Source organism: Moorena sp. SIO4E2, from assembly GCF_010671945.1.
Lineage (GTDB): Bacteria > Cyanobacteriota > Cyanobacteriia > Cyanobacteriales > Coleofasciculaceae > Moorena > Moorena producens.
This window is the reverse complement of sequence record NZ_JAAHIE010000226.1, coordinates 1-11064: the sequence shown is the minus strand read 5'-3', so window position 1 is coordinate 11064 and position 11064 is coordinate 1. Positions and strand designations below refer to the sequence as shown.

At 47.4% G+C, this 11064-nt stretch carries 9 protein-coding genes; 3 read left to right on the top strand and 6 right to left on the bottom strand.

The window, feature by feature from the left end:
* Positions 1–307: 307 nt before the first annotated feature.
* The 3 genes from F6K37_RS21365 to F6K37_RS21355 form a co-directional block, all read right to left on the bottom strand.
* A complete protein-coding gene (locus tag F6K37_RS21365; protein WP_008188263.1) occupies positions 308–796 on the bottom strand; it encodes a hypothetical protein in 489 nt (162 codons plus the stop codon).
* An 883-nt stretch (positions 797–1679) separates the two neighbouring features.
* Positions 1680–1811, bottom strand: coding sequence for a hypothetical protein (locus F6K37_RS21360; protein WP_287251990.1), 132 nt, complete (start codon positions 1809–1811; stop codon positions 1680–1682).
* Entirely contained in the window at positions 1801–3741 is a 1941-nt protein-coding gene (locus tag F6K37_RS21355) for a hypothetical protein (protein WP_287251992.1), read from the bottom strand. Before F6K37_RS21355 ends, F6K37_RS21360 begins: the two co-directional genes overlap by 11 nt.
* 454 nt (positions 3742–4195) lie before the next feature.
* On the opposite strand from F6K37_RS21355, the gene petE reads away from it, so the two are divergent.
* Together petE and petJ are read left to right on the top strand one after the other, a co-directional pair.
* Positions 4196–4561 carry a plastocyanin gene (gene petE / locus F6K37_RS21350; protein ID WP_287251988.1) on the top strand — a complete coding sequence of 122 codons (366 nt, stop codon included), beginning with the start codon at positions 4196–4198 and terminating at the stop codon, positions 4559–4561.
* Between the two features lie 160 nt (positions 4562–4721).
* A complete protein-coding gene (petJ, locus tag F6K37_RS21345; protein ID WP_287251986.1) occupies positions 4722–5057 on the top strand; it encodes a cytochrome c6 PetJ in 336 nt (111 codons plus the stop codon).
* A 259-nt stretch (positions 5058–5316) separates the two neighbouring features.
* Here the strand turns inward: petJ and F6K37_RS21340 are convergent, their stop codons facing one another.
* Positions 5317–6360, bottom strand: a complete 1044-nt coding sequence (locus F6K37_RS21340) for a formylglycine-generating enzyme family protein (protein WP_502887763.1) — start codon at positions 6358–6360, stop codon at positions 5317–5319.
* A gap of 144 nt (positions 6361–6504) precedes the next feature.
* Complete coding sequence (locus F6K37_RS21335; protein WP_502887764.1) at positions 6505–8868, bottom strand: arylsulfatase; 2364 nt, start codon at positions 8866–8868, stop codon at positions 6505–6507.
* Between F6K37_RS21335 and F6K37_RS21330 the strand changes: the two genes are divergently transcribed.
* On the top strand, positions 8780–8959 hold the full coding sequence (locus tag F6K37_RS21330) for a hypothetical protein (RefSeq protein WP_287251980.1): 180 nt from the start codon (positions 8780–8782) through the stop codon (positions 8957–8959). The genes F6K37_RS21335 and F6K37_RS21330 overlap by 89 nt on opposite strands.
* 334 nt (positions 8960–9293) lie before the next feature.
* On the opposite strand, the gene F6K37_RS21325 is transcribed toward F6K37_RS21330, so the two are convergent.
* Complete coding sequence (locus F6K37_RS21325; protein ID WP_287251978.1) at positions 9294–10820, bottom strand: arylsulfatase B; 1527 nt, start codon at positions 10818–10820, stop codon at positions 9294–9296.
* Positions 10821–11064 lie beyond the last annotated feature (244 nt).

Here is an 11064-nt window from a genome sequence, read left to right as displayed (position 1 = left end):
GGCAGTGCCTACTCATGCTATCTCTAGCTGCTGTTATCTATCTTTGGCACTGCCCACCCTACATCTTAATGGGGTGAGGTGGATTTTTTTAGTGAGTTAGTTAGTAGTTAGTTAGTAGGGTGGGCAGTGCCTACTCATGCTATCTCTAGCTGCTGTTATCTATCTTTGGCACTGCCCACCCTACATCAATATTCTATTGTGATTAATTCTTTGGTGGGCAGTGCCTACTCATGCTATCCCCAGCTGCTGTTATCTATCTTTGGCACTGCCCACCCTACATCTACATCAATATTTCTGTTCTCTATATTCAGTTGTTAATTGCCTTTTGGTTTTTAAATTGCTCGATTAATTGGGTTAAATTGTTAGGTTCCATGACTTGAGTGTACTGGTGCGCCATTTCCGGTGTTAGGAGTTCTAGCAATAGGGTGTTTTCAATCCACAATTCCATGACATCAAAGTATCCCTTTCGGCTACAGCGAACAACTCGCCATTGTTCTCGTTCACCAATTTTTTCGATTTCTTGTTGATTCAAGGGAACGGCAATGGCGGCATGAGTAGCGGTAAATTTGGAACTAGCTTCATTATTTAAGAACTGTAATTCTTGTTGGTTAGTTCCAGGCTTTAATTCCGTGCCCCTAGGATAAACTTCAATAGCTGTTCCATATTGATCAAAGGCTAAGGTCATATAACTTCCTGGGTGAGGCGCAAATTCAATGCAATTTCCCTTAAAGATTTCTGCTAGTACCGTGGCTACGTGGTAAGGATTATCTGCGGCAATAGATATGTGAAATATCATAAATTTATATCTCTAGAATTAGAGTAGTTTTCAATTGGTTTAGGGACAAAGTTCTGGGTTTTAGGGAACAGCGATCCCCCCTAACCCCCCTTAATAAGGGGGGAAAAGAACAGGGAAGAGATAATAGGGAAGATAGAAGAGGTAAAAAATTATGTGTACTTCATAGCTATGAAAAACGCTGTATTAGTTTTATCTTAGTAGGAGCGCCTAAAAGCTGCATCAAAAGGTGCGCTTGCGTCAAGCGCACCTAAAAGTTGAAAGTGCTTTTAAAAAGGTTAGCAGGGCAAAGGCATCTTGTCAATAAACCGGAGATAGTTATCAATAAACCCTGCTGTAAGCATATGCGCTACGCGCAGGCTAGGCCAACAGCTAATGCGCTACCCGCACCCTAAGCAAATGGCTGAATACTTACCTTGGTATTTTATTGACAATTATTTTCATAAGTAGTCCTACAAAATTTAAATGATATGTAGCTATCCTTGAATATATAAAGGCTAAGCTAACAACCAAAATAAAAATTAATTACACATAATTTATTATAAAAATAGCGAAAATTTTTAATTGTAAATAAATGTATTTTTTTTGATTTACCCCTTGCATTTTTTCCAGGAGTTATCTATACTATAAAAAGTAACGACTGAAACTAATAACCGCGCTGGTAACAGCCTTAATGAAAATCAGCGCGGTTTTCCTCCCACCTAAATAGGAGTTACTTCTATCATGGCAAAAATATCACGATCATCAATCCTAGCTTTCCACCAAGCCACCCTGCCCTTGGTGAAGGAGGTAGGTTGATATCTAAGCATATGCGCTACGCGCACGCTACGCGAACAGCGGTCAGCGGTCAGCCCTCAGTCCTTAGCCTTTAGCTGATAGCTAATAGCTAATAGCTGATAGCTGATAGCTGATAGCTGATAGCTGATAGCTGATAGCTGATAGCTGATAGCTGATAGCTGATAGCTGATAGCTGATAGCTGATAGCTGATAGCTGATAGCTCCCTAAATTAATAATCACCCCCAGACCCATAGCGCCATGCTTCTAGCCAACGGTGGAAATAATATTTTGGTTTCGGTGGCAAAGTATTCAACATGCCACTGATTAATTTACCTACTGGATACAAACTACTGTAAACCGCTAAATTACTATAATGAAGCATCCAATCCAATAGCATGGTTAATCCTACTTGAGGAATCACTGGCACGACTAATGCTGGTTTAGTTAATGATGTCACAAATAGGGTTTTAGATAATCCTGAAAACTTCACTACATCTTGGAGGAAGGGCTTAAGCACATCATCTCCTAGGTTTGCCATGGCTTGGAATACGCCAGTGAGTAATTGATTAATTTGATTTGGTGCTAATTGTTGCTTGATGCCAACACTCATCGTCCGTTGAAACATCCAGGTTACGCCAATATTAGGCTGATAGGGTTGTAGTTGGGCTAAGGCATTCCGGTCTAGCAAATCATACTCCAAGGCTTCATGAATTCCGTTACTTAGACGCTTTAAATGTCTGACCATGGAACCAAATCCACCAAAACTGACTGGTGATTGCCCACCACTGCTATCCCCTATAGGTAAAATCCGATTCCAAGGCATTCTTAGGGGACTTTTTTGATAGGAAGGAAAAAAGCCAAACAGTACTCGTTTAAAATCAAGTTGGGATAATTCTACTCCCTGGTATTCTGGTAAGAGACGGAAGTATTCGTCACATAAAAATTCTAAACTAGGACGTTCGGGATTAGCATCTAAGTAGGTAAATAAATAGGTTGTTCTACCATCCCGGGCTGGAAATGCTTCCCAGAAATATTGACATTGATTTTGGATAGGAGTGAAGGATACTATCAAATCCCCCATGTCATTTTTAGGATAGCCTTGAGCACAGCTACCAACCACTAAACAAACTCCTTCTGGTTTCTGACCTTGCCTGACTTGCTTAACAATTGGGGAAAAATGTCCCATGGCATCGATCAGTAAGCGAGCCTTGATTTGGGTTGAAGGTTGAAGGTTAGTATCGGTTGAAGGTTGAAGGTTAGTATCGGTTGAAGGTTGAAGGTTAGTATCGGTTGAAGGTTGAAGGTTAGTATCGGTTGAAGGTTCGAGGTTAGTATCGGTTGAAGGTTCGAGGTTTGTATCGGTTGAAGGTTCGAGGTTTGTATCGGTTGAAGGTTCGAGGTTTGTATCGGTTGAAGGTTCGACGTTGGCAGATTCTAAGTTAGAACTTTCAACCTCCAACGGGTCAACCTTCAACCTTTCAACCTTCAACCTTTCAACCTCCAACCGGTCAACCTTCAACCTTTCAACCTCCAACGGGTCAACCTTCAACCTTTTAACCTCCAACGGGTCAACCTTCAACCTTTCAACCTTCAACCTTTCAACCTCCAAAGGGTCAACTTTCAACCCGATTGAGACGCCATCGGGATGAATACTTGCTTGTGTAAAGGATGTCTTTTCAAAGAGCTTACCGCCAGCAGCTAAAAATTTGGCTTTGAGGGTATCGAGCAGAAAGACTGGGTCAACACCAATGTTGAGTACGTCGTTTACCAAGAAATCAGGACCTTGGAAAAAACTGATCCGAGCTGGGTTATACTCGGATGCGATCGCATTTTCTAATTCCGCCGTTGAGAGTAACTCAAGTTCCAGGAATACTTCCAGTTCTTGGCGAGAGATATTCCACTCTTGGTCTCTACCCCGCAAAACCCCCCGTTCAACTACGGCAACTCGCCAGCCTCGCTGTTGTAGAGCAGCACCAATCAGAATTCCCAAGGTACCGCCACAGATTACTACATCCAAGTCTAGGGTGCCTAATTCCTCTTCGGTTTCTGTAATCACCTCTGGGATTGGAGTTGTACCCTCTCGTAAGGCTTTCCAGACTTTGTCAGCACTGCGCAGGCGTCCGAGAACATCACCAGGTAACTGGGATAGGATTTGTTCGGTTTGACTCATGGATGTTGCTTGATAGTTAGATGCTAAGACTTCCTTTGTAAGCATTCAGCCGTCAGCCGTGAGCTAAAAGCTCACGCTACGCGAACAGCCGTCAGCCACAGGCCCAAAGCTGATAGCTGATAGCTGATAGCTGATAGCTGAATGCTTACCTTTCTCTGTTTTATTGTAAATTGCTCAATCACGAGGCTCAGAGGCTCTCAAGACCATAGCCATGTTGAGATTTTCAACAAAATCACTATTCCCAAAAAAAAGTTTGACAAGTTGTAATACTTGAATATTAAATATAGTTACCACGACCAAATATTCGTCATGGTTTTGATGCAAAGCGCGAATGGGGGTTTCCCCCTGTTGCCTTGCTCAATCGCTCGTTTAGCCAAAGGGAGCTGTATCCGCCGCCCGGCTTCCTCCCCGCTCAAACTGGGATGGGGTATTCAGCGGCAAGTGAATCAAGAAAATGTTCAAAAAACTAGGTTTAGTTCTTGCTAGTCTCTTACTGGCTATCGCCACCTTTGCTATGTCCGTAGCACCTGCTACTGCAGCTACTGTAGAAGTGGAAATGGGTTCGACTACAGGTTCTCCTATGCAATTTGTTCCTAAGAAAGTTGAAATTCATCCTGGAGATACCGTTAAGTGGGTTAACAAGAAGATGTTTCCTCACAACGTAATCTTCCAAGGAGCTGGAGCAGACAAATCTCACAAAAAGCTTACCTACAAACCAGGTGAATCGTTTACAGCCACATTTGATAAGATTGGAACTTACAGCTATTTCTGCGGACCCCACCGTGGTGCAGGTATGACTGGCACAGTTGTTGTGCAATAGTTGCATCAATTACACAATATATCTCTAGGGATAAGGTGGGCAATGCCCACCTTATTTTGTTAACTTTTGTTATAAGTTTGACAGCCTGTCATTTGACACAGTTCCTCCTCTTAGTGAACGCTAATATCTGGCTCAACGCCATATTGAGAGGAGAAACACTTTGAAAAAAATACTAATTGCGATTCTGCTAGTTTTCGCTTTAATAACCTTGAGCTTCCCTGATTCCGCTTTAGCTGCTGGTGATGCGGCTAAAGGGAAAATGGTATTTAACGCTAACTGCAATGCTTGTCATCAGGGCGGTGTAAACAGAGTCATACCCATGAAAAATCTGAAGAAGGAGGCCCTGGAGAAATTTGGGATGTATTCTGCTGCAGCTATCATCAAACAAGTCACAAACGGCAAAGGAGCTATGCCTCGCTTTGGTGGTCGTTTAAAACCCGACCAAATTGAAAATGTAGCTGCTTATGTTTTACAACAGGCTGATAAAGGCTGGTAGGCTGCATTCAGTGACCAGTTATTAACCAGTTATTAATCAATCATCCCGTAGGGTGCGTTAGGTGCGGTGTAATCAACTACCAACAGTGTAGAGTTGACGCCAGGAGCGCCGTAACGCACCAGCCATAGCTGTTTAAAAATTAATTAAGGTAAGCATATGTGCTATGAGCACGCTACGCGAACAGCAGTCAGCCCTAACTTTGGGATAGACAGAAGGATGTCGATCGCGCGGTCTGCGCCCCTCTGTCTTGCCAAGGATTTTAGCCCGAACCTTCATCGTGCCAAGGCATCGCTACTAAACGAAAACCCACATGATTGGTTCCTGTATCAGGAGCTTGGGACTCTCGTGCTTCAGGACGATAACGGCTGCAATAATTTCGGGCGCAGAGGAAAGATCCGCCTTTAATCACATGGAGTGCCCCTTGATCAGGCTTTTCCGGATCGAAACTACTCCCTTGATCCGGTCCCAATGGATTGAGGCTGCGATCTTTCCCCCTATGACCCACACGATACCAATCTGCGGTTAATTCCCAAACGTTGCCCAGCATATCGTAAAGACCGTAACCATTGGGAGAGAAGGATTCGACCGGGGCAGGACCGAGATAGCCATCGGCTTTGGTGTTGAAGAAGGGGAAGAAGCCTTGCCAGGTGTTGGCTTTGTGAGGGGCATATTGTTCACCAGGGATCGAGGTGTCAGTGTCAAGACCACCCCGTGCTGCATATTCCCATTGGGCTTCGGTGGGGAGCGTTTTACCCACCCAATCGGCATAGGCAACCGCATCTTCATAGGCAATGTGAACAACAGGGTACTTGTCAAAACCTTCAATGGTGCTGTCGGGTCCGTAGGGATGTTGCCAATTAGCACCAACGACCCAATCCCACCAGCTTAAATAAGCTACTTGTTGGATACCCGGTGCAGGGGGCTGAAACACCAGGGAACCGGGCTGTCGTTGCGCTTCGGTTAAGCCAGGGAATTGGTCTTTGGCCAGGGGACGTTCGGCAACGGTGACGTAGCCTGTAGCTTGGACAAATGCTTGATATTCGGCGTTGGTAACTTCGTGGCGATCGATGCAAAAACTATCCACGGTCACATCAACAGCAGAACGCTCTGAGGGATAGTAGGTGTCGGAGCCGATCGTAAAGGTTCCCCCAGGGATCGACACCATACCTTCAGGACAGGGAGAATCGGCAAAAGCAAAAGGTGACGAAGTGAAGACGGGTGAAAAGAGGAAAAGGAGGGAGACCGCCAGCAAAATGCCAACAAGATCACGAGTTAAATTCTTCTGAAACAAGGAGAAAAACATGGATATTCAAGAAAAGTAATCTAAGAGGGCGATCGGGGCGATCGCAGAGCGGTTGAACCGTTTCGTTTTAGTTCGGGCGATGAGATGAATAAGGGTGGGCAATGCCCACCCTGTAACTACAATTCCTTTACTATCAGCATTCTTCTAGTCCAAAACAGCGGGGAGTAAAGGTGAAAGGTAAGGTTCCATTGCATTTTCCATAGCCACTTTCACAGTGTTAATCGTCCCGTCGAACTCAAAAGGAGTGCGATCGGCATAGTCTAACGAAACCGGTGCCCCCAGATCGGTGCCAACATCGAAGGTTTCACTGGCAGTGAAGGCTCCCGGGACGACTTGTTCTATCGTGGTTCGGCCGACTTCTGAACCGTCCACTCGCAATACCACTTCACCTGGGGAATAGGGACTCTCGATGGTTGTTTCTACTTCAATGGTGTGATGACCAGCAGGGATAGTTTCAGATGATGCAGCCTGATAACGCTCTAGGAGCAGCATGTTGTACTCATACTTGAGCACTCCGTTGTCCATAAACAAGCTCACACCGCCACTGGAACCTCCCAAGGCATAGAGAACGCCCGAAGCATTTTCTCCGAGATTGACATCGAGCGTAACCAAGTTGCTCTCGCGACCTAGGCCTGGTGCACTAAATTCGGGCATACGAGTTGTGCTTTCATCAAAGACCCAGCTACTGTAGGGACTCGCGATCCGGTCTTCGGGATGAATGCGGGTCCACAGGCCCCCCCCAATGGGGAATGCCGAGTTGCGTTTTGCCTCTTTCAAGAACAGTTGTTTCATCAGCTTCAAACGCTTTGGGTACTTACTTGCTAGATCGTGCTTTTGAGTGAAGTCCTCGGTAATGTGATACAGTTCCCAATCGTCATCACTGGCATCCCAATCATCTAAGTCGTTTCCCGATCCAGCTGTATCCCAGGGGATCAGAGGACCGAAGGTGCAGGCATACCAGCCATTGACATAGATGCCTCGGCTGCCGAAGTTCTCGAAATACTGAACCTTCTTTTTACCCAGTGGTTTGGCATCCTTGTTGGTATTCTTGAAGGTGTACTCCATACTAATCCCATCGAAGGGGTCTTGCTTGAAGCCGTAAACCTCTTCAGGGGGGGTAATTTCCAGGATATCGTAGATAGTGGGAACGATGTCGTTGACATGGTGGAACTGAGACCGGGGGGTTTTGTCGGGGGTGATGCCATCGGGCCAGGAGATGACCATGGGGTTGCGGGTACCACCGAAGTGGGAAGCAACTAGCTTGGTATAACGGAAGGGGACATCCCCTGCCCAGGCCCAAGCCGCGTGGTAAATGTTTTCGGTTTTTCGGGTTCCCAGGGCATCAAGTCCGCCTAGTTCGTCTAGAACCTCCAGTTGCTCCTCGACCGTATTGGGAATTTGGTTCTGGGCGAGCAGTTCGCTGATACTGCCCTCCTGACCTGCGGCACTGGCTCCGTTGTCACCAAAAATATAAAAGACGAGGGTATTGTCGCGAATGCCCAGATTGTCGAGTTCCGAGATCACCTTACCAGCCTGGACATCCACATGTTCGACAAAGCCTGCATAGACCTCCATCAACCGCCGTTGGAAGTCAATTTCCTCCTCGTCGGTAATATCCTCCCATGCTTCCATGTCATTAGGCCGAGGAGTTAGCTCCGCATCTGCTGGAATCCAGCCCAGGGCTTTCTGGTTGTTAAAGACCCGCTTTTGGTACTCGTCCCAGCCGTCATCGAATTTACCCTTATACTTATCTGCCCATTCCTTGAAGATGTGGTGAGGACCGTGGGCTGCCCCTGGTGCCCAGTACATCAAGAAGGGTTTGTCGGGAGAATAGGAACGGTGGTGACGCATCCAGCCGATCGCCTTATCCGCCATGTCTTCGCTGAGGTGGTAAGTCTCGTTATGGGGGGGCTCTATGGGGTTAAGGTTCTCATAGAGGCGCGGCTCATACTGAGAGGTTTCCCCCGCAAGGAAGCCGTAGAAATAGTCGAAACCATACCCGGTAGGCCAGCGATCGAAGGGGCCCATTGCCGTGGTCTCATTGGCTGGGGTATTGTGCCATTTGCCAAAAGCAGAGGTTTTGTAGCCATATTCCCTCAAAACTTCCGCGACCGTGGCAGAGGTCTTGGGAATAACCCCCAGGTAACCATCCCAGTCCAGTGCCCGTTCTGTAATGCTACCTGTCTGGGCCCGGTGGTGATTGCGCCCCGTTAAGAGAGCGGCGCGGGTGGGCGAGCAGATGGAGGTGGTGTGAAAGGTGTTATAGGCAATTCCTTCATCCCACAGACGGCTTAGAGTCGGCGTGTGGATCTCGCCACCAAAGGTGTCAGCCTGCCCGAAGCCTACATCATCCAGCAGGATAATCAGGATGTTGGGCGGATTTTCGATGGGTATATAGTTCGGTTCTTCGCGCCGGATCATGGTGGACTCTTGCAAAGTCGGTCCGGCAGTGCTGGCTGATGGCACTGGTGGGAATGGCAGCACCGAGCCATCTGTCGATTGTGCCATTGCTGGTAGGGCGGTTGTCTCTAGCAAGAGAGACAGCGCGATCGCCATGACCGCAGCCACCTTCCAAATTCGATTCCAAATCATTGATTAAACCTCATAAACAACAGTAATGAAAGGGAACATGTTGAGTTTCGTTACCGAATCATTTCCCCTAGGTCACGATAAATCGATCGTTAGCATAGAGGGTGACTTCTCCTCTTTTGGCTATTACGAAGCAGGCGGTAGCTTACAATCAAATTTCTTATCAAACTCCTCGGGACTCATATACTCATCTGTCGGAAAGTATTCGCCCATCATAAAAAAGGTTGACAGACCCAAAGCGCGTGAATTGGCTTTGGGATGGGCTCGTGCTAGAGAGCAACGAGAACAAAAAATATCGTTGCTGCACCTTGAAAGGGCGGGCAGTGCCCGCCCTACAGCGACTACTAGAAGTTGTCCGGCAATACTGGTATTTGGTCTAGTGGGCCACCATCCTCTACGTCAAAATCGGGATCGAAGAAGGGTATCCCCTGCTCATCCATAAACTCAGCCTGGGCTTTGAGCCACTCGCTGAATTTCTGCTCCTTTGCGTAGGCAACAAGCCGCGCTTCGAGATATTCCGCGATATCTGGATACAGCAAGGCAACATTATTCTGCTCTTCCTTGTCCTGAGAGAGATCGAATAGCTCGGTCTTACCCGGAAGAGTTGCGTATTTGATCAGCTTCCACCTGTGCCCATTGTCTTTGCGGATGATAGCCCCGCGATAGGTCTCGACGTTAATCAAAATCTCCTCATGGGGTGAGGGAGCCCCTTCAGCAAGGGTCGCCCATGCGTCTTTCCCGTCGAAAGGATGAAGGAGACCGCCCTTACCCCCGGCAAGAGCCAGTAGGGTAGGCATGATATCTACATGGTGTAGAGGTTCGTCCACTACTGCTGGCTGGAGTTGGGCTGGCCAGTTCACGATTGCCGGTAAACGCACTCCGCCCTCGGAAAGGCTCGTCTTACCACCCCGGAAAGGCTCGTTAGAGACTGGCGAGTCGTCTGGAACTGTAGCATCCGGTCCGTATAAAAATTTGGGCCTTACTCCGCTGCCACCGTTGTCGGTAGAGAAGAAGATCAGCGTGTTCTCGCGCATACCTTCCTCTTCGAGAGCATCGAGCATACGACCGACCTGATCGTCGAGACTAGTTATCATCGCTGCGTAGGTGCGCTTCTCCTTATTCTCACGACCCGGAAACAGATCCTTATAAGCTTTGCGATCTTTTCGAGGGGCTTGCAATGGAGTGTGGGGGGCCAGGGAAGCGAAATAGAGGAAAAACGGATTCGACTGGTCGTGTTGATGGATTAGCTTTACGGCTTCGTCCCCAATCAACTCGGTGTAGTAGCCGTCTTCGGGTGGTACAATTTCTAACCTTTTACCGTTGCGCTGCCAGTCGATTTCCAAACCACTTTTATCCTCCTTGGTATCATAATCTACCTCACCCATGACGTTGCCATAGAAGTAGTCAAAGCCGCGATTCTGCGGCCAATAATCCTTATAAGCGTGGCCGAGGTGCCATTTGCCGACCATTGCCGTTTCGTAACCCGCTTTTTTAAGCGCGTCAGCCAGAGTCACCTCATCCGTGGGCAAACCGTAGGTATGTGCGGGGAAGATAGTGTTAGTCTGCAAGCCGTGGCGCATGGGGTAACGCCCTGTCAACAGGGCTGCTCGTGCTGGAGTGCATACGGGCAAACCGTAGTATGATTCCAAGCGCACGCCTGTATTCGCAAGCTTGTCAATATTCGGTGTCCGGATCTCGCTACCGCGATAGCCTAGATCGGCATTACCCAGGTCATCTGCCAAAATCACAATAATGTTAGGCTTAAGCACCGGGGGGGCGGCAAGAGCAGTCGGGAACCCTGACAGAATTCCCGAAAGAAATAGTAGAAGGGAGGTCGCGATCGCGACTCCCGTTTTTATAACTCGTTTCACGAACCCAAAAACTCCTGAATTTAGAGGATATTTTGTTTGTTGCTGGTCTTTTTCTTACAGCAAGACCTCTTCGTATTAATGCCCTTAGGACTCACGGAAGGAGGTCTATTTTTTTTGGGTGTGGCTCTTTTGGAAAGACGTTTGGTCAGGTTTAGAGAGGTATCGGAAGAGTAGGAGGAGCAGTAATAGAGCAACGAGCTTGAATTAGTCGTTTCATCAAAGGAAGGCCATCTTTGTACAAAGA

Excerpts from the sequence above, each read along its gene's own strand:
- F6K37_RS21365 (WP_008188263.1), bottom strand. The coding sequence starts at position 796 with ATGATATTTCACATATCTATTGCCGCAGATAATCCTTACCACGTAGCC.
- F6K37_RS21355 (WP_287251992.1), bottom strand. The coding sequence starts at position 3,741 with ATGAGTCAAACCGAACAAATCCTATCCCAGTTACCTGGTGATGTTCTC.
- petE (WP_287251988.1), top strand. The coding sequence starts at position 4,196 with ATGTTCAAAAAACTAGGTTTAGTTCTTGCTAGTCTCTTACTGGCTATC.
- F6K37_RS21340 (WP_502887763.1), bottom strand. The coding sequence starts at position 6,360 with ATGTTTTTCTCCTTGTTTCAGAAGAATTTAACTCGTGATCTTGTTGGC.
- F6K37_RS21330 (WP_287251980.1), top strand. The coding sequence starts at position 8,780 with ATGGTGGACTCTTGCAAAGTCGGTCCGGCAGTGCTGGCTGATGGCACT.
- F6K37_RS21335 (WP_502887764.1), bottom strand. The coding sequence starts at position 8,868 with ATGGCACAATCGACAGATGGCTCGGTGCTGCCATTCCCACCAGTGCCA.